This is a genomic window from Streptomyces sp. RKND-216 (assembly GCF_004795255.1).
GTDB classification, from domain to species: domain Bacteria; phylum Actinomycetota; class Actinomycetes; order Streptomycetales; family Streptomycetaceae; genus Streptomyces; species Streptomyces hazeniae.
Genome location: NZ_SSBQ01000002.1, coordinates 1,819,209 through 1,843,809 on the forward strand (window position 1 = coordinate 1,819,209; position 24,601 = coordinate 1,843,809).

24 protein-coding genes are annotated in these 24,601 nt (G+C 74.1%); 9 read left to right on the forward strand and 15 right to left on the reverse strand.

Translation table 11 applies throughout. The features are described from left to right. Positions 1 to 74: 74 nt before the first annotated feature. The 3 genes from E4198_RS07800 to sigE form a co-directional block, all read right to left on the reverse strand. Positions 75 to 1,667 (reverse strand): trypsin-like peptidase domain-containing protein, encoded by a 1,593-nt coding sequence (locus tag E4198_RS07800; RefSeq protein ID WP_136182531.1) that lies wholly within the window; start codon positions 1,665 to 1,667, stop codon positions 75 to 77. A gap of 241 nt (positions 1,668 to 1,908) precedes the next feature. After that, on the reverse strand, positions 1,909 to 2,796 hold the full coding sequence (locus E4198_RS07805; RefSeq protein WP_136182532.1) for a zf-HC2 domain-containing protein: 888 nt from the start codon (positions 2,794 to 2,796) through the stop codon (positions 1,909 to 1,911). Continuing rightward, positions 2,793 to 3,644, reverse strand: coding sequence for an RNA polymerase sigma factor SigE (gene sigE / locus E4198_RS07810; protein WP_247597587.1), 852 nt, complete (start codon positions 3,642 to 3,644; stop codon positions 2,793 to 2,795). Before sigE ends, E4198_RS07805 begins: the two co-directional genes overlap by 4 nt. Before the next feature lie 130 nt (positions 3,645 to 3,774). Between sigE and E4198_RS07815 the strand changes: the two genes are divergently transcribed. Next, the gene (locus tag E4198_RS07815; protein ID WP_136182533.1) at positions 3,775 to 4,470 is read left to right on the forward strand and encodes an O-methyltransferase; all 696 of its coding nucleotides are present in this window, start codon (positions 3,775 to 3,777) and stop codon (positions 4,468 to 4,470) included. A gap of 145 nt (positions 4,471 to 4,615) precedes the next feature. On the opposite strand, the gene E4198_RS07820 is transcribed toward E4198_RS07815, so the two are convergent. Beyond that, positions 4,616 to 4,783, reverse strand: coding sequence for a DUF3117 domain-containing protein (locus E4198_RS07820; RefSeq protein WP_106965600.1), 168 nt, complete (start codon positions 4,781 to 4,783; stop codon positions 4,616 to 4,618). 329 nt (positions 4,784 to 5,112) lie between these two features. Between E4198_RS07820 and E4198_RS07825 the strand changes: the two genes are divergently transcribed. Continuing rightward, positions 5,113 to 5,901 (forward strand): enoyl-CoA hydratase-related protein, encoded by a 789-nt coding sequence (locus E4198_RS07825; RefSeq protein ID WP_136182534.1) that lies wholly within the window; start codon positions 5,113 to 5,115, stop codon positions 5,899 to 5,901. A gap of 58 nt (positions 5,902 to 5,959) precedes the next feature. Here E4198_RS07825 and E4198_RS07830 read toward each other — a convergent pair whose 3' ends face one another. Then, on the reverse strand, positions 5,960 to 6,550 hold the full coding sequence (locus E4198_RS07830; protein WP_136182535.1) for a DNA-3-methyladenine glycosylase I: 591 nt from the start codon (positions 6,548 to 6,550) through the stop codon (positions 5,960 to 5,962). Next, the gene (locus tag E4198_RS07835) at positions 6,540 to 6,962 is read right to left on the reverse strand and encodes a DivIVA domain-containing protein (protein WP_027764475.1); all 423 of its coding nucleotides are present in this window, start codon (positions 6,960 to 6,962) and stop codon (positions 6,540 to 6,542) included. Before E4198_RS07835 ends, E4198_RS07830 begins: the two co-directional genes overlap by 11 nt. Positions 6,963 to 7,135: 173 nt before the next feature. Between E4198_RS07835 and folP the strand changes: the two genes are divergently transcribed. Continuing rightward, positions 7,136 to 8,005 (forward strand): dihydropteroate synthase, encoded by an 870-nt coding sequence (gene folP, locus E4198_RS07840; RefSeq protein WP_136182536.1) that lies wholly within the window; start codon positions 7,136 to 7,138, stop codon positions 8,003 to 8,005. 25 nt (positions 8,006 to 8,030) lie between these two features. On the opposite strand, the gene E4198_RS07845 is transcribed toward folP, so the two are convergent. Then, entirely contained in the window at positions 8,031 to 8,963 is a 933-nt protein-coding gene (locus tag E4198_RS07845) for a TIGR00730 family Rossman fold protein (protein ID WP_136182537.1), read from the reverse strand. 113 nt (positions 8,964 to 9,076) lie between these two features. Next, the gene (dapE, locus tag E4198_RS07850; protein ID WP_136182538.1) at positions 9,077 to 10,156 is read right to left on the reverse strand and encodes a succinyl-diaminopimelate desuccinylase; all 1,080 of its coding nucleotides are present in this window, start codon (positions 10,154 to 10,156) and stop codon (positions 9,077 to 9,079) included. A 34-nt stretch (positions 10,157 to 10,190) separates the two neighbouring features. On the opposite strand from dapE, the gene E4198_RS07855 reads away from it, so the two are divergent. Together E4198_RS07855 and E4198_RS07860 are read left to right on the forward strand one after the other, a co-directional pair. Further along, on the forward strand, positions 10,191 to 11,237 hold the full coding sequence (locus E4198_RS07855; protein ID WP_247597879.1) for a hypothetical protein: 1,047 nt from the start codon (positions 10,191 to 10,193) through the stop codon (positions 11,235 to 11,237). A gap of 368 nt (positions 11,238 to 11,605) precedes the next feature. Continuing rightward, positions 11,606 to 12,184 carry an ATP-binding protein gene (locus E4198_RS07860; RefSeq protein ID WP_136182539.1) on the forward strand — a complete coding sequence of 193 codons (579 nt, stop codon included), beginning with the start codon at positions 11,606 to 11,608 and terminating at the stop codon, positions 12,182 to 12,184. Positions 12,185 to 12,279: 95 nt separating this feature from the next. Here E4198_RS07860 and dapC read toward each other — a convergent pair whose 3' ends face one another. Next, positions 12,280 to 13,371, reverse strand: coding sequence for a succinyldiaminopimelate transaminase (gene dapC, locus E4198_RS07865; RefSeq protein ID WP_136185247.1), 1,092 nt, complete (start codon positions 13,369 to 13,371; stop codon positions 12,280 to 12,282). 303 nt (positions 13,372 to 13,674) lie between these two features. Continuing rightward, positions 13,675 to 14,001, reverse strand: a complete 327-nt coding sequence (gene fdxA / locus E4198_RS07870; RefSeq protein ID WP_027764481.1) for a ferredoxin — start codon at positions 13,999 to 14,001, stop codon at positions 13,675 to 13,677. A gap of 139 nt (positions 14,002 to 14,140) precedes the next feature. Between fdxA and E4198_RS07875 the strand changes: the two genes are divergently transcribed. From E4198_RS07875 to E4198_RS07885, 3 genes are all read left to right on the forward strand, one after another. Beyond that, positions 14,141 to 15,181, forward strand: coding sequence for a GNAT family N-acetyltransferase (locus E4198_RS07875; protein ID WP_136182540.1), 1,041 nt, complete (start codon positions 14,141 to 14,143; stop codon positions 15,179 to 15,181). Further along, on the forward strand, positions 15,178 to 16,122 hold the full coding sequence (locus E4198_RS07880) for a transglutaminase-like domain-containing protein (RefSeq protein WP_136182541.1): 945 nt from the start codon (positions 15,178 to 15,180) through the stop codon (positions 16,120 to 16,122). Before E4198_RS07875 ends, E4198_RS07880 begins: the two co-directional genes overlap by 4 nt. A gap of 142 nt (positions 16,123 to 16,264) precedes the next feature. Beyond that, a complete protein-coding gene (locus E4198_RS07885) occupies positions 16,265 to 17,050 on the forward strand; it encodes a hypothetical protein (protein WP_136182542.1) in 786 nt (261 codons plus the stop codon). A gap of 78 nt (positions 17,051 to 17,128) precedes the next feature. On the opposite strand, the gene E4198_RS07890 is transcribed toward E4198_RS07885, so the two are convergent. The 4 genes from E4198_RS07890 to E4198_RS07905 all read right to left on the reverse strand — a co-directional run bounded on the left by E4198_RS07890 (position 17,129) and on the right by E4198_RS07905 (position 20,994). Further along, complete coding sequence (locus tag E4198_RS07890) at positions 17,129 to 19,255, reverse strand: hypothetical protein (protein ID WP_136182543.1); 2,127 nt, start codon at positions 19,253 to 19,255, stop codon at positions 17,129 to 17,131. Positions 19,256 to 19,395: 140 nt separating this feature from the next. Next, on the reverse strand, positions 19,396 to 19,830 hold the full coding sequence (locus E4198_RS07895) for a DUF6113 family protein (RefSeq protein WP_168711395.1): 435 nt from the start codon (positions 19,828 to 19,830) through the stop codon (positions 19,396 to 19,398). Beyond that, positions 19,827 to 20,720, reverse strand: a complete 894-nt coding sequence (mshB, locus tag E4198_RS07900; RefSeq protein WP_136182544.1) for an N-acetyl-1-D-myo-inositol-2-amino-2-deoxy-alpha-D-glucopyranoside deacetylase — start codon at positions 20,718 to 20,720, stop codon at positions 19,827 to 19,829. The genes E4198_RS07895 and mshB overlap by 4 nt, the downstream gene beginning before the upstream one ends. A gap of 79 nt (positions 20,721 to 20,799) precedes the next feature. Continuing rightward, a complete protein-coding gene (locus tag E4198_RS07905; RefSeq protein WP_023527854.1) occupies positions 20,800 to 20,994 on the reverse strand; it encodes a hypothetical protein in 195 nt (64 codons plus the stop codon). Between the two features lie 186 nt (positions 20,995 to 21,180). On the opposite strand from E4198_RS07905, the gene E4198_RS07910 reads away from it, so the two are divergent. Beyond that, positions 21,181 to 23,334: a prolyl oligopeptidase family serine peptidase gene (locus tag E4198_RS07910; protein WP_136182545.1), complete on the forward strand. Its 2,154-nt coding sequence runs from the start codon at positions 21,181 to 21,183 to the stop codon at positions 23,332 to 23,334. A gap of 71 nt (positions 23,335 to 23,405) precedes the next feature. Here the strand turns inward: E4198_RS07910 and E4198_RS07915 are convergent, their stop codons facing one another. Further along, complete coding sequence (locus E4198_RS07915) at positions 23,406 to 24,590, reverse strand: oligopeptide/dipeptide ABC transporter ATP-binding protein (RefSeq protein WP_136182546.1); 1,185 nt, start codon at positions 24,588 to 24,590, stop codon at positions 23,406 to 23,408. Positions 24,591 to 24,601: the final 11 nt, after the last annotated feature.

Consider the following 24,601-nt stretch of genomic DNA (forward strand, 5'->3'; position numbering starts at 1 on the left):
CGCAGGCAGGCGGCCCTGTGGACGCCCCGGGCGCAGGTGCTGCGGCCTTCCCGCAGCCCCGCCGGGCGGGCGGGTCAGCCGCCCGCGGACGAGCCGAGGGTCAGCCGGACGACGCGCTCCTCCCCGTCCCGTTCCACGGTGAGGGAGAGACGGTCGCCGGGGCGGTGGCTGCGGATGCGCACGATCAGTTCCTCCGCGTCCTCCACGGGTGCGCCGTCGATCCGCGTCACCACGTCTCCAGCCCGGATGCCGGCCTCGTCGGCGGGACCGCCGGGGACCACCGACGGGTCGCCGTCGTCGTCCGCGGCGACCCGTGCGCCGTCTCCGCGGTGGGCCAGGTCGAGCGAGACGCCGATCACGGGGTGGGTGGCGCGGCCGGTGTTGATCAGTTCCTCGGCGACCCGCCGGGCCTGGTTGACGGGGATGGCGAAGCCCAGCCCGATGCTGCCGCCTCCGGTGTCGCCGGGCATGTCGTGGGGGCTCTCGTCGGCGGACCGGATGGCGCTGTTGATGCCGATCACCCGGCCCTCGGCGTCGACGAGCGGGCCGCCCGAGTTGCCGGGGTTGATGGAGGCGTCGGTCTGCAGCGCGTTCACGTAGCTCACGTCGCCGCCCTCCGACTCGCCGCCGGCGGTCACCGGGCGCTCCTTGGCGCTGATGATGCCCGTGGTGACGGTGCCCGCCAGGTCGTACGGCGCGCCGACGGCGACGACCGGGTCGCCGACCCTGACGGAGGCGGAATTGCCGAGCGGCAGCGGGTGCAGGCCGGACACGCCGTCCACGCGGAGCACGGCCAGGTCGTACCCGGCGTCGCTGCCGACCACCTCCGCGTCGGCGGTCTGGCCGCTGTGGAAACGGACCTGTACCTCGCCCGACGCGCCGCCGTCCCCGGCGGGCCGGACGACGTGGTGATTGGTGAGGATGTGGCCCCGGTCGTCCAGCACGAAGCCCGTGCCGGTGCCCTGACCGCCCGGCCCGCTGACGTGGATGGTCACCACGCCGGGCAGCACGGCCTGCGCGATCGCCGCGACGCTGCCCTCGGCACGGCGGCTGCTCTGCTCGGCGGGCGCCTGCGGGAGCCGGACGGTGCTGAAGCTGCCGTTCCGTTCGGCGTACGTGCCGACCACGCCGCCGCAGACGCCGGCGACCAGGGCGAGGAGCAGCGCGCCGATCAGGACACCGGTCCGGCCGCGCCGCCGCCGGGGTGGCGCGGCCGGGGACGCCGGGGGCGGGGCGAGTGGCACCGCCCACGGGTCGTACCGCAGGGACCGGTCCGCGGGCGCTGTCGAGGGTGGCTGCGCGGGCGGCCCGGCGACCGCCGGAGGCAGGTGGACGCCGTGGGCGGGAGTGGGCTGGGGGCGCTGCACGGGCGGTGCGGGCGCCCACGGCCCGGGGCCGCCGTACGGCGGGGTGCTGTACGGGTCCGGCGCGTGCAGCGGACGCGCGGCGGGCGGCGGCTCGGCGCGGGCTGGGGCGTCCGCGCGGGCCGACGGGGGTGGGGTCGGCACCGGGTCGGCCTGCGGAGGCTGCGTGCCCGGCCCGGTCCCGGGACCGGAATCGCCCGGGCCGACCTGGACGGGCGGCGGCGCGGCGGGTGCCCCGGCCGGGGGCGGAGCCGGGCGGCTCCACCACAGGGGTGTGCGGGCGGTCGGCTTCCCCTCGGTCATGCGGAGGATTCAACCAGCCGGACGCACGGAAGTCCTCCCGGCCCCGCACATTCCTCCCCGCACGGCAGCGCCGCACCACCGGGTGGTGCCTGAGGGGTTCTGCTGCTCACGGCCGTGACGCACGAGGCCACGGCCGGGTGGAAGGCTCGGGCGAGCGCCGCCGCGCGCGTCTGCCGGGCCGGTCACGGGAGAGGCCGTGGGTCCGCCGGTTCGCCCGGGAGGACTAGGACCTGTCCGGCCCTCAGGGCCGGGGGCCGGCCAACGGGAGCGCGGGCGCGGGGGCGGGCGCAGGCTCGGCGTTCACTCCGGTCGGCGGCGCTTCCGGCATCACCCGAGGCGGCAGCGGGGTGCGCGTCAGCGACGGGGTGAAGACGGAGTACCCGGCCAGCGGGGCACGGCTGTGCGAGGCGGCGACCAGGGCGATCGGCGCCCGCATGGGCGTGGCGGCCAGGCTGCGGGCACCGCGTTCCGCGCTCAGTGTGGTGGCCGTGCGCCGGCGCGACTCGCCTGCTGCGGCGGCCGTGGTCGCGGCGGGCCGCGCCTGGTTGGCGGTCGAGGCGGTGCCCCGTTCGCCGGGGGCCTGGGTGGCGCCGCTGAGCGTAGCGCCGCCGACCGTGCCGCTCAGGGCGAGCGCCGCCATGGAGAACGCGCCGGCCGCGGCGAACGCGAACCGCCGGCCCCGCGAAGCGGAACGGTCGAGGTCGTGGTCCCGGTGCGAGCGGGCGCCGTGGGCAGGAGCGAGCACGCTGGGCCCTGACCCGCCCGGCAGCGGGGCGAAGAGCAGGGGTGAGCGAACCCCGCCGAGGCCGCCGGCCGGCGCGGTCAGGGGGGCGTCGCCGCGGGGAAGGCCGCCCGGCCCGGAACCACCGGGCATTCCCCCGGCGCCGCCTGCCGGGAGGCCCTGGAGACGGGCCAGCAGACCGTCGGAGGGCGGCGGGGGCGCGGTGTCCGCGAAGACGCTCTTCAGCCTGCGCTGCGCGTCCGCCTCGGTCTTGCAGCTCCAGCACGTCGCGAGGTGTGACAGGACGCGCTCCCGCGCATCGTGGCCCAACTCGCCGTCGACCAGCGCGGCGAGCCGGTCCCCGAGATGCTGCTCAACCGGCGTGAGCCCGTTGTCGGCGGAGTTCACCCGTGACCGACCCCCTCGGCCGCACCACCCGCCGGCACCGCCACGGCGGTCGTCGACACGGTCTGCGGCTCCGGCACCCACGTCCCGGATTCCGTCGCCTCGCCCGGCTGCTCCTGCGGCTGCCCGGCCTGCTGCTCCGAACGCGCGGCCGGCGAACGGTGCTTGAGCGCCTTGCGCAGGTGCGAGCGCCCGCGGTGGATGCGGCTGCGCACGGTGCCCAGCTTCACGCCCAGCGTCGCGGCGATCTCCTCGTAGCTCAGCCCCTCGATGTCGCAGAGGACCACCGCGGCCCGGAACTCCGGGGCAAGGGTGTCCAGCGCCTGCTGCACGTCGGCGTCGAAGTGCGTGTCGTTGAAGTGCTGCTGCGGGGTGGGCTCGCGGCTCGGCAGCCGCTCCGCCGCGTCGTCGGCGAGGGCGTCGAACCGGATGCGCTGCTTCCGCCGCACCGTGTCCAGGAAGAGGTTGGTGGTGATGCGGTGCAGCCAGCCCTCGAAGGTGCCGGGTGTGTACGTCGACAGGGAACGGAAGACACGGACGAAGACCTCCTGGGTGAGGTCCTCGGCGTCGTGCTGATTGCCGGTGAGGCGGTAGGCCAGGCGGTAGACCCGTGCGCTGTGCGTGCTGACGATCTCCTCCCAGGAGGGAGGGGTCCAGGCCTGCGCATCCGCATCGGTGTCGAAGGTGGCGGTCTTGGCGGAGTCGGCGGCGGTGTGGACGCGGTCAGCGGTGTCGGTCACGGATTTCGGCTCGCCCGCCGGCCGACGAAAGCGCCTCAGCACTCCCAGGCCACCGCGCGCAGCCGCACCTCCCCTGTCGGCTCTGGTGGTGTCCAGTGGAGCCCCAACCATAGCCACCTCGCCCGTTAGCTCCGGATAAGCAGAATTGACCGGCTTTCGGTCCTGTCTCGCAGGTCTCTTTCCTCTCCCCACAACGCCCGGTCCCATCATCGGGTTCCCGGCTCAACGGATACAGTCACCGTTGCGTCGTCCACGGGGACAGGAGAGGGCCATTACCGGCAACCGGCAGACGAGCTGGGCGTTCGCCGACGCCTACGGCTCCGAGCTCGCCGAGAACGCGGAGAGCGCAGCCCTGGACTGGGCCCGCGAGCGCGCCCGCGACGCCGGCGTGCGCCCGGTTTCACAGGGCACGGGGGCCGCGCTCCGGCTGCTGGCGGCCACCGTGGACGCCAAGGCGGTCGCCGAGATCGGAACGGGGACCGGGGTGTCGGGCATCCACCTGCTGCGCGGGATGCGGCCGGACGGCGTCCTCACCACCGTCGACCTCGAACCGGAGCGGCAGACGTTCGCCCGGGAGGCGTTCCGCACCGCCGGCTTCGCCGGGAACCGGGCGCGTTTCATCCCCGGCCACGCCCTGGACGTGCTGCCCCGGCTCGCGGACGGCGGGTACGACCTCGTGTTCTGCGACGGAGCCCGGTCGGAGTACCCGGACTACCTGGACGAATCGCTGCGCCTGCTGCGGCCGGGCGGGCTGCTCTGCTTCGAGGGCGTCTTCGCAGGCGGCAGCACGGTCGACTCCGGCGACCGGCGCACCGAGGTCGAGCGGCTGCGCGAGCTGCTGCGGACGGTGCGGGAGAGCGAGGACCTGCTGCCGTCGCTGCTGCCGGTCGGCGACGGGCTGCTGTGTGCGGTGAAGCGGGCCTCCGGCCGCTCGTGACGTACGGAAGGCGGCGCGGGCGGCCTGCGGGCCCCGGCTCACGCCTCAGGTCACGGCGGCACCAGGAACCTCCGGCCGCGCAGACGGCTCCGCCCCGGGGCCGCGCGGCGCGCGATGCTCCCGGGGCGGAACGATGATGACTGGGTCAGCCGCAGACCTTCTTCAGCTCTTCGCCGAGCGCTACCGCCTCGTCGGGGGTCAGCTCGACGACGAGTCGCCCGCCGCCTTCGAGCGGAACGCGCATGACGATGCCCCGCCCCTCCTTGGTCACCTCGAGCGGGCCGTCGCCCGTCCGCGGCTTCATGGCCGCCATGCTCGTTCCCCTTCCTGAAACCAGCTCATCGTCAGCCGACGGCCTCTGCACAGGCACGTGTCACCGGCATCGAACACATTGCTTCTCCGCCATTATCCCGCATCGCACGACCCGATGACCAACTTCGGTCGGCAACCCTTCGGCAACGCACATGCGCAAAACCACCCAATTCGGCGCTCAGTCGTCCGGAACTTCGCCCCCTGTTCGCCGGGACCCCGCCATTCTCCGTTCATCGGGCCGTACGAGTTTGACGCACGTCACATTCCGCGGAAGCCGCCGGGCATCGTTGCGCCTGTCGGAAGCCGGGTGCTCTGGGAGATGCTGTGCCCATGTCCGACACCGTGCTGTACGACGTGACCGAGGGACTCGCCACCGTCACCCTCAACCGCCCCGACGCGATGAACGCGCTCGACACCGCCACCAAGGACGCCCTGCGGGACGGTCTGCGGCGGGCTGCGGACGACCCGGGCGTCCGTGCGGTGCTGCTGACCGGCAACGGGCGGGCGTTCTGCGTCGGGCAGGACCTGAAGGAGCACATCGGCGCCCTGCGCGACAAGGGCGGAGACGCGCTCACCACCGTCCACGACCACTACAACCCCATCACGCTGGCCCTCGCGGCCATGCCCAAGCCGGTCGTCGCCGGCGTGAACGGCGTCGCCGCGGGGGCAGGGGCGGGGTTCGCGTTCGCCGCGGACTACCGGATCGTGGCGGACACAGCCGCGTTCAACACCGCCTTCGCCGGGATCGCCCTGACCGCCGACTCCGGGATGTCCTGGACTCTGCCCCGCCTGGTGGGCCCCAGCCGCGCCCAGGACCTGCTGCTCTTCCCGCGGTCCGTGAAGGCCCCGGAGGCCCTGGAACTGGGCCTCGCCAACCGGGTCGTCCCGGCGGCCGAACTGGCCGACGAGGCGCGGGCCGTGGCGCGGCAGCTCGCCGAGGGGCCGACGGCGGCGTACGCGGCGATCAAGGAGTCGCTGGCGTACGGGGCGGAGCACTCCCTCGCCGAGACCCTGGAGAAGGAAGCGGAGCTGCAGATCCGCTCCGGAGGGACGGAGGACCACACCATCGCGGTGGAGGCGTTCGTCGCCAAGGAGACGCCGCGGTACGTCGGCCGCTGATCCCCCGCCGGGCTTCCGGGGCCCTCGTATGACGCGGGGCCCGGAGCCCGGCCCCGCGTCAGGCGGTTCCGCGGAAGGCGCAGTCGGCGAGGTGGTCGTCCACGAGGCCGCAGGCCTGCATCAGCGCGTACGCCGTGGTGGGGCCGACGAAGCGCAGACCGCGCTTCTTCAGGGCCTTGGACAACGCGGTGGACTCGTCCGTCACGGCCGGCACGTCGCCGTGCACCTTCGGCGCCGGACGCCCCGCCGCCTCCGGCGCGAAGGACCACACCAGGGCGTCCAGCTCGCCCGGCCTCCATTCGGCGAGAACCTTCGCGTTGGCCGTCGTCGCCCGGATCTTGGCACCGTTGCGGATGATGCCGGTGTCCGTGAGGAGCCGCGCCTCGTCCTCCTCGGTGAAGGCCGCGACGCGCGCGATGCGGAATCCGTCGAACGCCGCACGGAAGCCCTCGCGGCGGCGCAGGATCGTCAGCCAGGAGAGCCCCGACTGGAAGGCCTCGAGGCAGATCCGTTCGAAGAGGGCGTCGTCTCCGTGTACGGGACGACCCCACTCGGTGTCGTGGTAGGCGACGTAGTCCTCCGCGGACAGTCCCCAGGGGCAGCGCAGGCGGCCGTCCGGGCCCGGCAGGGCCGCGCCGTCAGCGGCCATCGCCGTGCTCCTGCGCGCCCCGGCCGCCGGCGGCCTCGTGCTCCTCGCGTGCCTTGTCGAACAGCCCCCCGTGCCCGGAGGCGACCGCCTGCGCTCCCGCCAGCGCGGACTCCAGCTCCGCGATGCGCGCGTCACGCTCGGCGAGCTCCGCGCCGAGACGGTCCAGCACGTCGTCGACGTCCTGCATGCGGTAACCGCGGGCGGCGGTGGGCAGGCGCAGCGCGTCGACGTCGGCGCGGCCGACCGCGCGGGAAGCCGGCAGCGGTTCGTGCAGGCGGTCCGGCGGCGCATCGGCAAGCCCGCCGCGCACCGCGTCCCCACGTCCGTCCCCGTCGAGGCTGCCCACCACGGCGAGCGTGATCGCGGCGATCACCACGACCAGCGAGATCAGCAGGAACCAGAACACGGCCATCTCCCCGAGGTTCTTCTTCGTCGCTCCGCAGCCGTTCCGCGGACCGTTGGCAACGATCGTCCCACGCCGCGCCGACAGCTACCCTCGGCGGCGGGTACCCGAGCGGTGACCTGCGGTGAGCCGGGGCACGCGGACGTGCGCGGCTCGGCCGGGACGAGAGGAGAGGATGGCGGATGCTGCGCCTGGGAACACGCGAGTTCGGCGAACACGAGCCGGTGATCATGGCGATCGTGAACCGTACGCCCGACTCGTTCTACGACCAGGGCGCCACCTTCCGCGACGGCCCGGCCCTGGACCGCGTGGAGCAGGCGGTGTCCGAGGGCGCCGCCGTCATCGACATCGGCGGGGTGAAGGCCGGCCCCGGCGACGAGGTCACCGTCGAGGAGGAGGTGCGGCGCACCGCCGGTTTCGTGGCCGAGGTGCGACGGCGCCACCCGGACGTGGTGATCAGCGTCGACACCTGGCGGCACGAGGTCGGCGACGCCGTGTGCGCCGAGGGCGCCGACCTGCTCAACGATGCCTGGGGCGGGGTCGATCCGCTCCTGGCCGAGGTCGCTGCCCGGCACGGCGCCGGCCTGGTCTGCACGCACGCGGGCGGAGCGCGGCCACGGACCCGCCCGCACCGGGTGGCGTACGACGGCGACGGCGGGGTGATGGCCGACATCCTCCGCGTGACCCTCGGTCTCGCGGAGCGCGCCGTGGAGCTGGGGGTGCGGCGGGACGGCATCCTGATCGACCCCGGTCACGACTTCGGGAAGTCGACCCGGCACTCGCTGGAGGCCACGCGGCGGCTCGGCGAGATGGTCGGGACGGGCTGGCCGGTGCTGGTGTCCCTGTCGAACAAGGACTTCGTCGGGGAGACCCTGGACCGGCCGGTGAAGGAACGGCTGACCGGGACGCTGGCGACGACGGCGGTCTCCGCGTGGCTCGGTGCGCAGGTGTACCGGGTGCACGAGGTGGCGGAGACCCGGCAGGTCCTGGAGATGGTGGCCTCCCTCGCCGGCCACCGCCCGCCCGCCGTGGCCCGCCGTGGGCTCGCCTGACGGCGTCCCCGGCCGACGCGCGGCGCTACGCGCCGGCCTCCTTCGTGACGAGGGCGACCGCCTCGTCGACGTCGTCGGTCAGATGGAAGAGGTCGAGGTCGTGCGGTGAGGCCTTGCCGCTGCCGATCAGATGGTCGCGCACCCAGGCCACCAGCCCCGCCCAGTACTCCGACCCGTACAGCACGATCGGGAAGCGGGTCACCTTGCGCGTCTGCACCAGGGTGAGCGCCTCGAACAGCTCGTCCAGGGTGCCGAGTCCGCCCGGCAGCACCACGAACCCCTGGGCGTACTTGACGAACATCGTCTTGCGGACGAAGAAGTAGCGGAAGTTCACGCCGATGTCGACGTACGGGTTGAGTCCCTGCTCGAACGGCAGCTCGATGCCGAGGCCGACGGAGGTCCCGCCGGCCTCCAGGGCGCCCTTGTTGGCGGCCTCCATGGCACCGGGCCCGCCGCCGGTGATGACCGCGAAGCCCGCTTCGGCCAGCCCTCGGCCGAGCCGCGCCCCCGCCTCGTACTCGGGCGAGTCCACCGGCGTGCGAGCGGAGCCGAAGACGCTGACGGCGGGGCCGAGTTCGGCGAGCGCGCCGAAGCCCTCGACGAACTCGGACTGGATGCGCATCACCCGCCACGGATCCTTGTGAATGAAGTCCGAGTCGCCCGTGGTGTCCAGCAGCCGCTGGTCCGTGGTGCCCGTCTGGACCTGGCCGCGCCGGCGCACCACCGGGCCGAGGCGCTGCTCCTGCGGCCCGCGTTCCCGCCCGTCGCCCCCGCCGGACGACGGGGCGCGCCCGCCGGAAAAGGACGCGCCGCCCCGGCCGCCGGGCGACGCCTCCCGCGCGGCGGCGTCGGCCGCGTCGCGCGCGGCGTCCTCCACCTCACGGTCCTCGGCCAGGTCCTCGGCACGCCGCACGGCGCGCTCCGCGCCCCGCTCCGGCCCTCGTTCAGGGCTGCCCATGTCGTGCTCCCTCCGCCTGCGGTGTTCCCGTTCAGCGTACGCAGCCGCAGGTGACACGCGGTGTCATTCCCGGTGACGCGCCGCCGTCGGGTTCCTGCCCGCTGCAGCGGGGTTCAGGCGGTGAGCCAGCTGCGCAGCCGCTCCTCGCAGTGCAGGATCAGCCGGGTGTCGACCCGTTCGTCCCGCTTGTGGGCCAGTTTCGGGTCGCCGGGGCCGTAATTCACCGCGGGCACGCCGAGCGCGCTGAACCGGGAGACGTCGGTCCAGCCGTACTTCGGGCGCGGCTCGCCGCCGACGGCCTGCAGGAACGCCCTCGCCGCCGGGTGGGAGAGACCGGGCAGCGCGGCTCCGGAGCTGTCCTCCACGGTCGGCTCCGCGACGCCGCAGCCGTCGAACACCTCGCGGACGTGGGCGAGCGCCTGCTCCTCGGAGAGATCGGGCGCGTAGCGGTAGTTGACCCTGACGGTGCACTCGTCCGGGATGACGTTGCCGGCGACACCGCCCTCGATTCCGACGGCGTTGAGTCCTTCGCGGTACTCCAGGCCGTCGATGACGACGCGGCGCGGCGTGTACGCGGCCAGCCGGTCCAGCACGGGCGCGGCGGCGTGGATCGCGTTCGCTCCGAGCCAGCTCCGCGCGGAGTGTGCGCGCTCGCCCCCGGTGCGCAGCGCGACCCGCAACGTGCCCTGGCAGCCGCCCTCGACCTCGCCCTCGGAGGGCTCCAGCAGGACAGCGAAGTCGGCGGCCAGCCATTCCGGGTGGGCCCCGGCGACGTGCCCGAGGCCGTTGAGGTGGGCGGCGACCTCCTCGTTGTCGTAGAAGACGAAGGTCAGGTCCCGGTTGGGTGCGGGGACGGTGGCGGCGATGCGCAGTTGCACGGCCACCCCGGACTTCATGTCGCTGGTGCCGCAGCCCCACAGCACGCCGTCCTCGTCCAGCCGGGACGGCACGTTGTCCGCGAGGGGGACGGTGTCGATGTGGCCCGCCAGCACCACGCGTTCGGCGCGGCCGAGCGAGGTGCGGGCGACGACGTTGTTGCCGTGCCGGTCGACCGTCAGGTGCGGCAGGGAGCGCAGCGCCTCCTCGACGGCGTCGGCGAGCGCCTTCTCGTCGCCGCTCACGGAGGGGAAGTCGACGAGCTGCGCGGTGAGTCGCGCGGCGTCCTGATGCAGGTCGAGTGCGGTGGGCGACATGGCTCCCACTCTAATCTCCGGTGTCGGCGGTACCTTGGTCCGCGTGTCCGAGAAAGCCGAGTCCACCCCCTCCCCGGCGAAGCCGCGCGGGCGTCGCGGCAGATTCCTGCGCGTGCTGGCCGCCTGCCTGGTGCTCGCGGCCGTCGCCGGCTATCTGGTGACCCAGCACCTCACCTCCGGCTCGGGCCCGGCCCGCTGCACGGTGACGTCGGCGGGCGGAAGCGGCGACGGCGCCACGTACCGGATGCATCCCGAACAGGCGGCCAACGCAGCCACCATCGAAGCGGTCGCGTCGTCGCGCGGGCTGCCGGAGCGGGCGGTGACCATAGCCCTCGCCACGGCGATGCAGGAGTCAGGGCTGCGGAACATCGACCACGGGGACCGTGACTCGGTCGGGCTGTTCCAGCAGCGGCCGTCGCAGGGCTGGGGCAGCGTGCCGCAGATCATGGACCCCGTGTACGCGGCGGGGAAGTTCTACGAGCACCTGGTCGAGGTCCCCGGCTACTCGCGGCTGCCGCTGACCGTCGCGGCTCAGAAGGTCCAGCGCAGCGGCTTCCCGCAGGCGTACGCGAAGCACGAGGGGAAGGCGTCGCTGCTGACGGGTGCGCTGACCGGCCGCCACGCGGCCTCCCTCACCTGCACGATGGGGCCGGGCGGTCCGGACGAGCGGCCCGGCGACGCGAACCGGGTGCGGGAGAAGCTGGCGCGCGAGTTCGGGCCGGAGGTGCTCGGCGAGGAGAGCGTCGCGGCCGGAACCGGCACGGGCGGCGGGCGCAGCGCCCCCGGATCGACCGCGGCGGACGGAGCCCAGAGCGACGGAGCCCAGAGCGACGGCGCACGGGCGGGCGACGCGCGGCGGGAGGTCGTGCTGCCCGCGTCCGCGTCCGAGCGGGGCTGGGAGCTGGCGCACTGGGCGGTGGCCCAGGCCGGTGAACTGCGCATCGCGGAGATCGCCTACGACGGGCGGGCGTGGAGCGCCGAGCGCGCCGAGGAGGGATGGCGTCCGGTCGAAGGGGGCGCCGGAGCACCGGACGCACGGGCCGCCGCCGTCACCCTGCGGGTCTCGCCCGGCACGACGTAGCCGTTTCCGGATACCCCGAGCGGCCGCGGATCACCGGGAGTCGCACGGGGGCACGGACGTTCGGGCCGCCCCTCGCAGGAAGGAGCGACAGGCGCCTGAACCACCACTCCGGCGCCCCCGGACGGCGCGTGCGGCGCATTCCCCTTTCCCGTGCGGCACAGGAGCTGTGACGTTTCCGCCGCATTCTTCACGCGACCCCGTATCGCCCTTTTCATCCGATACGGATAGTGCGACGCGTTACCAATCCTTTACCTGGTCCGGCCGCAACCTTCGGCCCTTCCGGCGCGATAGGCACTGCGTCCGGCCGGGCACCACGCCCGTCCCGACCGTATGTGAAGAAGCAGCATCTTCTCCGTCAAAGGAGCATCATGTCCCTCCCCCTCACGCGCCGGATCGCTCGGGCCGCCCTTCTCACGGCAGCCGGTGCCGCTTCGGTCGTCGGCGCGGCCGGGTCCGCGAGCGCCATCGACCTGCAGCAGGCCACCGACCTGGGCGGGCTGAGCAATCTGGACACCGCGGGTGTCACCGAGACCGCGGGTTCCACCGCCGGCACCGCCGCCGACCTGGCCGGTGAGGTGGGCGGCGACGCACTGGAAGGCGGCATGCCCACCGGCCGCCTGGTGAGCGACGCCGGCGAGAGCGTGACCCCGCTCGCCGAGGGGGTCGTGGCGGACACGACGGAGACCGCGAACGGCGAGCTCGGCCAGACCGTGCAGCGGACCGCGCACGACGTGCTGCCGATGAAGGACCTGCAGAACGGCAGCCTGCCGACGCAGGGCCTCACCGGCGACGCCCTCTCCGGGGACGCCCTGTCGGGCGACGCGCTGGCAGGCGGTCTGACCGGCGACCTGCTGTCCGGTGGCGGCCTGCCCACCGACAGCCTGACCGGTGGCGGCCTGCCGCTCGGCGGCGGCCTGCCCATCAGCGGCGGCCTGCCCATCGGCTGATCCGCCGCGCCCCGACGGCGAGCGGCCCCGGACCTGTGCTCAGGTCCGGGGCCGCTCGCCGTCAGCCGTCGCGGGGACTCAGCCCGCGCACCGGTTCAGCCGCCGAGCCGGGCCACCGCGGCCCGTACCCGCTCGTCGGTGGCGGTGAAGGCCACCCGCACGAAGCGCTCGCCCGCCGCCCCGTAGAAGTCGCCCGGCGCCACCAGAACGCCGCGCTCGGCCAGCGCGCCGACCGTGTCCCAGCACGGCTCGTCCCGCGTCGCCCACAGGTAGAGGGACGCCTCGCTGTGCTCGATGCGGAAGCCCGCCGCGGTCAGGGCTTCGCGCAGCGCCGTACGCCGGGCCGCGTACCGTCCGCGCTGCTCGGCCACGTGCGCGTCGTCCTCCAGCGCCGCCGCGGCCGCGGCCTGCACGGGAGCGGGCGTCATCATGCCGCCGTGCTTGCGGATCGCCAGCAGCTCGCCCAGCACGTCGGCGTCGCCGGCCAGGAACGCCGCACGGTAGCCGGCCATGTTGGACCGCTTGGAGAGCGAGTGGACGGCGACGATGCCCTCGTACGTTCCGCCGCACACGTCCGGGTGCAGCACCGAGACGGCTTCGGCCTCCCAGCCCAGCTCCAGGTAGCACTCGTCGCTGACCAGCAGCACCTCGTGCGCGCGCGCCCACTCCACGGCGGCGCGCAGCTCCGCGGCGGACAGCACCTTCCCGGTGGGGTTGGACGGCGAGTTGAGCCACAGCAGGCGCATCCCGCGCGGGTCCAGGTCACCTGGCCGGTCATCGTGCACCACGGGTTCGGCGCCGGACAGGCGGGCACCGACCTCGTACGTGGGGTAGGCCAGGCGCGGATGGGCGACGCGGTCGCCGGGGCCCAGTCCGAGCTGGGTGGGGAGCCAGGCGACGAGTTCCTTGGAACCCACGACGGGCAGCACGTTCCGGTCGGTGAGTCCGCGGGCGCCAAGGCGACGTTCGCACCAGCCGACAATGCCCTCGCGGTAGGCGGGGGTGCCCCACACGGTGGGGTAGCCGGGGCTGTCGGCGGCGTCGACGAGTGCCTGCCGCACGAGCGCCGGAACCGGGTCGACGGGAGTGCCCACCGAGAGGTCCACGATGCCGTCGGGATACGCGGAGGCGGTCGCCTTGTACGGCTCCAGCCGGTCCCACGGGAAGACGGGGAGCCGCTCCGACATGGGCGACGGCGCGGGGGCCCCGGCGGAGAGGGAGGCGGGGGCGGTCTCGGAGGACACGGTTCGGCTGCTCACTTCCAGGCGGTGGGCTGACGGTACGGCCGTCCGACGGGACGCCGGACGGCGGCTGGAAACGCCCCGGTCCCGTACGGCTGGACCGTACGGGACCGGGTTCTGCTCGGGGCGCGGGGACCGTGCCGGTGGCCGGCCCCGGGGGTGTCCGGTTCTCCTGTGCGGAGCGCCGTGCGGCCGGCGGGCCGCGAACGGGACGTCACCGCACACCCCTGGGCGCGCACCCCGGCGGAGTCACTCGTCGTGGCTCTGCGGGGGCAGCGCGGCGATGACGGGGTGGTCCCGCTCAATGAGGCCGAGCTTCGAGGCGCCACCGGGCGAACCGAGCTCGTCGAAGAACTCGACGTTCGCCTTGTAGTAGTCCTTCCACTCCTCGGGAGTGTCGTCCTCGTAGAAGATCGCCTCGACCGGGCAGACCGGCTCGCAGGCCCCGCAGTCGACGCATTCGTCCGGATGGATGTACAAGGACCGCTGGCCCTCGTAGATGCAGTCGACGGGGCACTCCTCGATGCAGGCCTTGTCCTTCAGGTCGACACAAGGCTCCGCGATGACGTAGGTCACGCTGTCGTTCCTCCTCGATAGGGCTGGCGGCCCGTGGTACGGCTCCGCCGCAGGGCGCGCGGGAGCGCGGCGTCGTCGATGCCCACACCTAGTATCTCCGTTCCCGGCCACGAGACGAACAGGAGGGGCGGGTAGAGCTGTGGAATTCACTGGCGGCGGACGCCTGGAAGTCCGTATCACCCCGGATGACGTGGGGAAACGGGTATCGGTGCGCAGTTTGACCGGTGACCGGGTACCCGGCGCGCGGTTCACCGACACCGTCGGCGTGCTCACATCGTGGACGTCCGGTGTGCTGGAGATCACACGACGGAACGGCCGGATCGTCGCCCTGCCGGAGGACGACGTGGTGGCCGCCAAGACGGTGCCCGACGCCCCGGCGCGACGGCGCGGCGTCCCCGCGGCGGGGGCGCACGAACTCCAGCGGGTCGCCGCCCGGTGCTGGCCGGCCCTGGAGACGGAACGCCTCGGGGAGTGGACGCTGCGCGCCGCGCACGGATTCACCAGCCGCGCCAACTCGGTCCTTCCCATGGGGGACCCGGGCACCGGACTCGACGCGGCACTCGAACGAGTGACGCGCTGGTACGACGCCCGCGCACTGCCCGCGAAGATCCAGGTGACCACGGGCGACGTGGACGACGACCGCGTGCTCGCCCGGGCGCTGGACGAGCGCGGCTGGACGGCGGAACGGCATGCCGTGCTGCGCACCGGCGCTCTCGCGCCGCTCGCCGACCGGGCCCCCGACCCGCGGGTGCGGCTGCACCGGACGCCCGGCGACGCGTGGCTGGGCGCCTACCGCCGGGCGGAGGGCGCCGCGGGGGACGCGGCCGTACGCGTGCTGTGCGGCGGGCCGTCGGTCTGGTTCGCCACCGTGCCGGGCGGGTGCCCCGACACGGGCGTGGGGGACTCGGACGCCGGTCCGGTGGCGATCGGCCGCTGCGTGGTGGCGGGCCGCTGGGCGGGCTTCGCCGCCGTCGAGGTGGCCCCCTCGCACCGCCGGCAGGGACTGGCCACGGTCGTGATGGCCGAACTGGCGCGCCGGGCCCTGCGGGAGGGCGCCTCCGCCGCCTACCTTCAGGTCGAGACCGGCAACGCGGCGGCGCTGGCGCTCTACGACCGGCTGGGCTTCGCCGACCACCACGCCTACCACTACCGCCGCGCCCCGCAGGGGAGCACGCCATGACGGGCGCCGACGACCCCCGGCGCGCGGCGAACCGCGAACGGTTCCGGGCCGCGGCGGCGGACGAACGCCCGGACCTCGCCCTGCTCTGCCTGCTGATCGGCGCCGAGGCGGCCGGACCGGAGCACGGCGCGGCGCAGCCCGACCGACCGGAGCACGGCGGGGCGGCCGTCGACGAGGCCCAGATCGAACTGGACCGGCTCGCCGGGCTCCTCCCCGCCCGCCTGCGCGGCAGGGGTGGTGCGGGCTCCCCCCGCGGAGCGGCCGGCGCCGGGGCGACGGGCGAGGCCGACCCGCGTGCGTGGGCCGAGGCGCTGCGCGAACTGCTCGGCGCACGCGAGGGCTTTCACGGCACCCCGGGCGACTACCGGCGGCTGGACTCCTCCCTGCTGCAGGCGGTCCTCCACCGGCGGCGCGGCCTGCCCATCCTGCTCTCCGTCGTGTGGACCGAGGTCGCGCGGCGCGCCGGCGCCCCGGTCTACGGCGTCGGCCTGCCCGGCCACTTCGTGGTGGGCTTCGGCGACCCGCTGGGCGACCACGTGCTGGCCGACCCGTACGCGGGGGGCGCCCTGCTCGGCGACCACGACGTCGCGGAGATCGTCGCGCGGGCCACGGGATCTCCCGCGCCGGTGACGCCCGGGATGCTCCGCCCGGCGGGACCGCTGGACGTCGTGCTGCGCGTGCTGAACAACATCCGGGCCTGGGCGGCCGCCCGCCCGGAGCAGTCGGCCGTGCAGCTGTGGGCGCTGGACCTGTCGCTGCTGCTCCCCCACCGCCCGCTGCGGCTGCGGCTGGAGCGGGCGCGGCTACTGGTGGAGCGCGGCGACTTCCGGGCCGGGGCACGCGAGTTGGAGGCGTACGCGGACGTGGCCGGTGAGGTCGAGCCGCAGAGCGCGGATGCCGTACGGCGGGAGGCACGGGAGGCGCGTGCACGGCTGAACTGACGGCACGCATGGAACGTCGCTCCGACGGTCCCGCCCGCATTGCGACCCCCTGAGGGCACCCGTAACGTCACGGTAACGGTGCGTATGTGACGGCTTACGCAGACGCCGGTGCTGCGGCTGCGCCCGGGATGTGGAGAACAGCATGCGTCGCGCCCGACTGGTCGCCGCCGCCTTCGCCGGCTCGGTCTGCCTGACCACCCTGACCCCCTCCGCGGCGGTCGCGGCCGAACCCCTGGCCGAGGTCAGCCCGCGCCGGGTGCACCCGGGCGGCACCGTGACGATCACGGTGACGTGCGGGAAGCACGACGAGCAGGTCGCGTACCTCACCGCGTACTCGCAGGCGTTCGCGGAGGGCGAGGCCAAGCTGCGGCTGCTGCCCCGCGGCGGTGACTACGGCAAACCGACCTACCAGGGCCGGGCACGCATCGCGGGCTCGCACGCGTTCTCCGGTCGGGACGGTTCCGAGGGCAATGACGGCTCGTCGGGGCGTGAGGAGTCCCCGGGCTCCTTCGAGTCCTCCGGATCGTACGAGTACGGCGCCGAGGACACCTCCGGGGCCGAGGGTGCCTTCGACGCGGGGGGTTCGTACCAGCACGGCTCCGAGGCCCCGGGTTCCGAGGGATACGGCTCGGACGGCTACGGGTCCGAAGGCGCCACCGGTAAGGGCACCCCGGGTTCCGGCGACTCCTACGACCCGGGCGCCGGCAGCCACGGGAAGTCCTGGGGCGTCAACGGCAGTTGCCCCGACGGCAAGGACTTCACCACCAGCGTGTTCGTCGAACACAAGCCGCGCGGCGGTGCGCACGCGGGCCTGGGCGGAGGCCGCGACGAGGTGGACACCGCGGTGGTCGCCGCCGGGGGTGCGATGCTGTCGCTCACCGTCGGCCTCGGGGTGTACGTGCTGCGGCGCCGCCGGTCCGGGATCTGAGGGCCCCGGACCGGCGGCGCCCGCACCCGCGTAGACCCGTCCGCGCCTGCTCGCCGGCAGCGGCTCAGCGGCTCCTGCTCACTGGCTGCGCGCGCCGGTCACCTCGGCCACGCGCTTCTGCGGGGTCGGCGGTGCCGGTTCACGCAGCGCGTCGACCATGGCGGACGCGGCGTGCTTCGGTTGCATCGGCACGGTGCCGGCACCCCCGTCGATCACCACACCGTCGAAGGCGGATCCGTAGGTGGCCTCCAGTTTCTCAAGGTCGATCACCGGCTGCAGCGTCCCGCCCGAGGGGGCCTCCATGACGAGGAAGGTGCCGATGGTCTGCTGGCTGAACGGCACCTCGACGTCGCCGGCGCGCAGCCAGACCCAGCCCGACATGGCGTCCTTGCCGAAGCCTTCGACGGCGGCCTGGAGTTCCTGCTCGCCGATCTTCGGCTGCTGGGTGCTGACGGGCAGCGTCACCGGTGCGGAGCGTCCGGTCGCGGCACGCTCGCGGTAGGCGTCCTCGACCAGCGTCGCCGCCTTGCCGACCTCGACGGCCTCGTACGGTTTGCCCGGTACGGCCGCGGGTTTGCCACCGGTGAAGACGACCCGGCCGTCCTTCCCGCCGTTGCCGTGCAGACGCCCGACGGCGGATGTCAGCTTCTCGTCGTCGACCTTGACGTGCGCGTCCACCACCCGGGTTCCGCCGAACAGCGAGCCGATCACCGAGACCGGGTTGTAGTCACGGCCGGCCGCCGCTCGCACGGTCTCGTCGGTGTCGATGGTCAGGCCCAAGGTCTCGGGCTCGACCTTCTCCTCACGGCCGTCGACGACCAGCGGGATCGGGTCCGTCATTCGGCTCTTGAGGGCGGCGTCCAGTGTGTTCGTCGCATCCTGCCGGGTCTGGCCGCCGATGTCCACGCCCAGCACGGTGGTGCCGTTGGGCACATCGGCGTGGTCCAGCAGCAGGCCCGCGCCGTAGGCGATCGCGACGACGCCGACCAGGCTGACGCCGGCGAGCACCAGCTTCGAACGCCCCTTGCGGCGGCCCCCGTCACCGTCCCGGTCACCGCGGTCACCGCGGTCCGGGGCGACGTCGGGGTCGCCGTCGCGCCGGTCGTCCCGGTCGTCCCGGTCGTCGTCGAAGAGTCCGTGGTCCACCGGGCGGGGGCCCGGCGCATCGGGTGGGAACACGCTGTCGACGGAGGGCACCCGGGGGATGCCGCTGACGAGGGTGTCGCCGGTGATCCGGTCATCCCCACGCGGGCGGGGCGGCGCCGGCGGGGTCGGCCCCTGCGAGTAGAGCGCGGAGGTGGAGCCCTGTCCGAACCCGGAGCCGGTGCCAGTGCCGGGCGCGCCGGTGCCGGGCGGGCCCACGTCCGGGCCCTTGGGGCGGCCCAACGCGCCGGGGTCGCCCACGGAGCCCGGGGTCGGGCCGGGCGAGGAGCCGTCCGGGATCGGCCGTACGGGCATGTCGCCGGTCTGCGGGCCGGTGGTGCGGCCGGACGGCGGGCCTGCCGGCGCGCCGGGATCGAACCCGGAGGGCGGCCGGTCGAGGAAGTCGGACAGCGCGCCGTCCTGTGCCCCGCCCGAGCCGCGAGTCCCGCCGAGACCGGCCACCGTGGGGAAGCCGTCGGGCGGGGTCGCCGTGCGGCCGTCCTCCGCTCCGGGGCGCTCCGCGACCGGCGGCTCGGGGTCCGGCGCCGGACGCGGCGGCTTGCGCGGCGCGAACCAGTCACTCGTACCGCGGGGTGCCTCGCCGGCACCAGAACCGGAACCGGGGTCGGCACCCCGACCGGAAGCACTTCCTGCACCCGTGCCCGAGGCGGCACCAGACGCAGCCGCCCCGCCCGGCGTCGAGACCGGCCCGGAACCGGAACCACCCGTGGATCCGGACGCGGCACGCGAGCCGGGGCCCGTCCGGTGTGACGGATCGCTGTCGGGGGCCTCGCCTCCGGCGGCCCCGGCGTCGCCACCCTCGCCGACCGTCTTGCGCATCACGACCGGCGGGATCGGGCGCGACCCCGGGATGTTGATGCGGATACGGGTCGTCAGCGTCGTCTCGGTCTTCGGTTCGTCCGCGGGGGCCGGTGCGTCGCCGCCGGCCTCCGGCGCGTCGGACGGCCGGGACGGCGCGCCGTAGGGCTCGGAGCCCGGCCCGTACGGAGGGCCGCCGCGCCCGTGGGGCCCGGAGGACGAACTGTCAGTTTCACGGCTCAATGCAGGTTCTCCCGGTTGGATGCGCCGCCCTTCCCGGCGTCGACCGCAGTCGACGCCCGCGGCTCGCCGGCGCGCCCCACCTTACTGGGGACGTCCGGCGCCAGGCCCGTGCCCACCGAATCGGCACATCCGGCGCAGCGTCAGCTCTGCCGCGCGCCGCGACGTTCCATCGGCCGGCGGGGAGGCGCAGGCAGCGAGATGGTGGCACACAACAGCGCGACGAGCATCCCGCCGAACAAATAGGCATATGAGCTGAATCCGGTGCCGAACAGAAAATCGCCCTCCGCGCGCGAGGAGGTCAGCAGCATCACGGCGACCAGCCAGCCCGCGGCGGGCACCATGGCGCCGACCTTCGTACGCGTCAGCTTGGCGCCGCCGCCGAACGCGCCCGCCGCGCCCGCCAGGGCGAGCAGCAGCCCGCCCGGGGACCAGCCGTCCTGTACCAGCGCTCCCGCCGTGCCGACCAGCGCGCCCAGCACGAACAGGAAGGCGTACGCCGCCCACCGGACCGGACCGGGACGGGTCAGCGCTCCCTCACCTGGGTGGCCGGTCGCGCCGGCCCCCCCGGTACTCATGCGACCTCCAGACCGGCGAACAGGTCGTCCCACGGCGCGCCTTCGGGCGCGGGACGGTCGGCGAGCCGGTAGTGCTCGGTGCCGAACAGGGGCTGCCCGAGGTCGTTCGACAGGGCGAAGAACGGGCCGTCCACGGCGATCTGCGTGGCGTGTGCGCGCATGGCCGCGTTCTTCGCCGCCATGTAGCGCTCGCCGCCCTCGACGACGACCGCGACCTGGCCGTCGTCGACCACCCCCGGCACGTCGTCGGGGGTGGCGATGCCGGGGAACGGCATCTCGCGGCCCTGTTCCCGCAGCCGGGCGAAGCCCGCCTCCACGGCGCCGCGTGCGACACAGTTCCAGTAGACCCTGGCCACGGTGTGCGGCGGCCCCAGGTCGGGGCGGAAGTCCTCGTGGGCGGCGAGTTCGGCGCCGCGGGTGGCGACGCGGTGCGCCTTGATGTGGTCGGGGTGGCCGTAGCCGCCGTTCGGGTCGTAGGTCACGAGCACCTGCGGCCGCACCTCGCGGAGCACCGCGACCAGGTGGCCGGCGGCCTCGTCGAGCGGGGCCTGCCAGAAGCATCCGGGCCGGTCGTTGGTGGCCAGGCCCATCATCCCGGAGTCCCGGTAGCGGCCCTCACCACCGAGGAACCGGTGGTCCCGGACGCCCAGTTCCCGCATGGCGGCGGCGAGTTCACCGATGCGGTACGCGCCCAGGGTGTCGTCCCGGTCCGGAGCGAGGTGGGCCAGCTCCGGCGGGATCACCTCGCCCTCCTCGCCGAGGGTGCACGTCACCAGGGTGACGCGGGCGCCTTCGGCGGCGTACCGGGCCATGGTCGCGCCGTTGTTGATCGACTCGTCGTCCGGGTGGGCGTGCACCAGCAGCAGACGGCGCTCGGGAGCATCGGTCATGCCCCCGAGCCTACGACCCGGCGCCCGTCGTCGGCGCTCCCGCCCCGGGAGAGGAGACGTCCGGGGAGCACGGACGGCGTCAGAAGCTGATGTCCCCGAGCATCCCGGCGACGTTCGAGGTGACCTGCTCGATGGTCGGCGCGATGGACGAGCTGGAGAGGTAGAAGCCCAGCAGCATGCAGACCACCGCGTGCCCGGCCTTGAGGCCGGATTTCTTGACGAGCAGAACCACGATGATCGCCAGCAGCACCACCGCCGAAATCGAGAGTGCCACGGCGGTTCACCTCCCAAGTCGCGTGCGTCGGTTGCGGATGCACGGGCTACATACCCGGCACCGGTCATGCGCAAAGGATCATAACTATCGACCGGGGCGGCACGGCTCGTCGCACGGGTGCAAGACAGGGGCGCATATGCGATTTCGGCCAGCGCTCCCCCTAGGGGTGGCGCATAGGCTCGCCGTATGCCTACGACCTTTCCCCGGCAGCACGCCCGTACGGCCCGGTTCACCCTCGGGGTGCCCCGGGCCTTCACCGTCGCCCCGGACGGCACACGCGTCGTGTTCCTCCGCAGCCGGGGCGGAACCGACCGTGCGCACGTGCTGTGGGTACGCGAGCCGGACGGCTGGGAGTACGCCGCGGCCGACCCGGCGGTGCTGCTCGGCGGCGCCGGCGAGGAAGTGTCGCCCGAGGAGCGGGCGCGGCGCGAACGGAGCCGGGAAACGTCCTCCGGCGTGGTCGCGTACGCCACGGACGCCGCGGTGGAACTGGCGGCGTTCGCCCTCTCCGGGCGCCTCTTCACGGCCGAGCTGCGGGCGGGCACGGCGCGGGAACTGCCCGCACCCGGCCCGGTGATCGACCCGCGGCCCTCCCCGGACGGACGTCTGGTCGCGTACGTGACCGGCGGCGTGCTGCGCATCGCCCCGGTGGACGGGGGCGAGGACCGTGCGGTGGCCACACCCGAGTCAAAGACCGTGACCTACGGGCTGGCGGAGTATGCGGCGGCCGAGTCGATGCACCGCTACCGGGGGTTCTGGTGGTCGCCGGGCAGCGACCGCCTGCTGGTGGCGCGGGCCGACGACGCGCCCGTGGGGCGCTGGTGGATCGCCGACCCGGCGAACCCGCACGAGCCGTCCGCGGAGCTGGCCTACCCGACGGCCGGGACGGCGCACGCCGAGGTGGGGCTGTGGCTCGTCGGCACCGACGGCGGGCCGCGCACCGAAGTGCGCTGGGACCACGAGCGCTACCCCTATCTCGCTCGCGTGCACTGGTCGGCCTGCGGGCCGCCGGTGATCCTGGTGCAGGCCCGTGACCAGCGCAGTCAGCTCTACCTGTCCGTCGACACCGCCTCCGGCGCCACCTCACAGCTGTACGCGGAGGAGGACCCGACATGGCTGGAACTCTTCGCCGGATGCCCCGCCTGGACGCCGTGCGGACGGCTGCTGCGCATCGCCGACGCCGACGGCGCGCGGCGTCTGTTCGCGGGCGAGGTGCCGCTCTCCCCGGCCACCCTGCACGTCCGCACCGTCCTGGACATCGGTGAGCACGACGTCCTGGTCGCAGCCTCCGCGGCGGGCGACACCGGGCGTTCCGACCCGGGGGACATCGGCGTCCACCGCATCCCGTTCGACGGCGACGGCGAGGGCGTAAGGCGGCTGGCGGTGGACACCGGCCCACACGTCGCCTCGGCGGTCCGCGGCGGCGACACCGTCGTCCTCACCTCGGCCGCCCTCGACCGCCACGGCAACCGGGTGCACGTGCTCCGGCTGCGGGAGGACGGCGCCCTCGAGGAGCGGGGCACGGTCCCCTCGCTCGCCGAGGAGCCGGTGCTCACGGCCGCCCCGCTGCTGGCGCACGTCGGCAAGCGGGAGATCCCGACCGCGCTGCTGCTGCCCACCGGCCACCGGGACGGCGACGGGCCGCTGCCCGTCCTGCTCGACCCGTACGGCGGCCCGCACGGCCAGCGGGTCACCTCGGCCCGGAACGCGTACCTGACCTCGCAGTGGTTCGCCGACCAGGGATTCGCCGTGGTCGTCGCCGACGGCCGCGGCACCCCCGGCCACTCCCCCGCATGGGAGAAGGCGATCTCCCGGCAGGTCGTGGACGTCGTGCTGGAGGACCAGATCGACGCCCTGCACGCGCTGGCGGAGGCCCGCCCGTCGCTGCTGGACCTGAGCCGGGTGGGTATCCGCGGCTGGTCGTTCGGCGGCTGGCTCGCGGCCATGGCGGTACTGCGCCGCCCCGACGTCTTCCACACCGCTGTCGCCGGCGCCCCGGTCACCGACCAGCGGCTCTACGAGGCCCACTACATCGAGCGGTACTACGGCACGCCGCAGGACGACCCGGAGGTCTACCTGCACAACTCCGCGGTGGCCGACGACGGTCTGGTCGAGGCGACCGGGCCGCACCGCCCGCTGCTGCTCGTCCACGGCCTCGCGGACGACAACGTGGTCGCCGCCCACACGCTGCGGCTGTCCTCGGCCCTGCTGGCCGCCGGACGCCCGCACGAGGTCCTGCCGCTGTCCGGCGTCACCCACATGACCCCGCAGGAACAGGTCGCCGAGAACCTGCTGCTTTTCCAGGTGGCGTTCCTGAAGCGGACCCTCGGCATGGGCTGACCGGCACGGGACGCGACCGTGCCCGCCACGACCTGGTCGTGGCGGGCACGGTCGGCGGACGCGCGGCGGCGTCACGGCATCTTCTTGACGCTCTCCGTCTCGGCGCGCTCCTCGACGAGCTCGCGCTCCTCCTCCGGAGTCACCAACTCGTCGGTCCGGCGCCGGGCGCCCCCGCCGGTCATCACGACGTCCTCGCCGTGGGCGAGGATGGTGGGCTCCTCCGGGAAGTGGCAGGCGGTCAGGTGACCGTCGTGGTTCCCGGAGATCTGCACCAGCGGCGGCTCGTCGGTGGCGCACTTGTCCTGCGCCTTCCAGCAGCGAGTGCGGAAGCGGCAGCCCGATGGCGGGTCGATGGGCGACGGCACGTCGCCGGCCAGGCGGATCCGCTCGCGCTGCTCCTCCTCACCCTCGTCCAGCCGTGCCTCCGGCACCGCGGAGAGCAGCGCGTGGGTGTACGGGTGGCGGGGCCGGTTGTAGATCGACTCGCGGTCGCCCACCTCGACGATCTTGCCGAGGTACATCACGGCGACCCGCTGTGAGAAGTGCCGCACCACGGCGAGATCGTGCGCGATGAAGAGGAAGGCGATGCCCATCTCCCGCTGCACCTTCTGCAGCAGGTTCACCACCTGGGCCTGGATGGACACGTCCAGCGCCGAGACCGGCTCGTCGGCGACGATCAGCTTCGGCTCCAGTGCCAGCGCGCGGGCGACCCCGATGCGCTGCCGTTGGCCGCCGGAGAACTCGTGCGGGAAGCGCTGGTAGTGCTCGGGGTTGAGACCGACGGTCTCCAGCAGCTCCCGGACGCGCTTCTCGCGGCCGCCGGGCGGGTTGATCCCGTTGACCTCCATCGGGCCGCCGATGATGGTACCCACGGTGTGCCGGGGATTCAGCGACGACTGCGGGTCCTGGAAGATCATCTGGATCTCGGACCGGATCGGCGCCATCTGGCGTCGCGAGTAGTGCGCGATGTCCGTGCCCTGGTAACGGATCTCGCCGGCGGTGGAGTCGATCAGCCGGGTCAGCAGACGTCCGGTGGTGGACTTGCCGCAGCCGGACTCGCCCACCAGGCCGAAGCTCTCGCCCTCGTGCACGGTGAGGTCGACGCCGTCGACGGCCTGGACGTGGCCGACGGTGCGCCGGATGGGGAAGCCGCCCTTGATCGGGAAGTGCTTTTTCAGTCCCTTGACTTCCAGCAGGGGCGCGCCGGTCTGTGGCGCCGCGCCCTCCGTCTTCGTCAGGGTGAGTTCCTCGCTCATGTTCCGTTCTC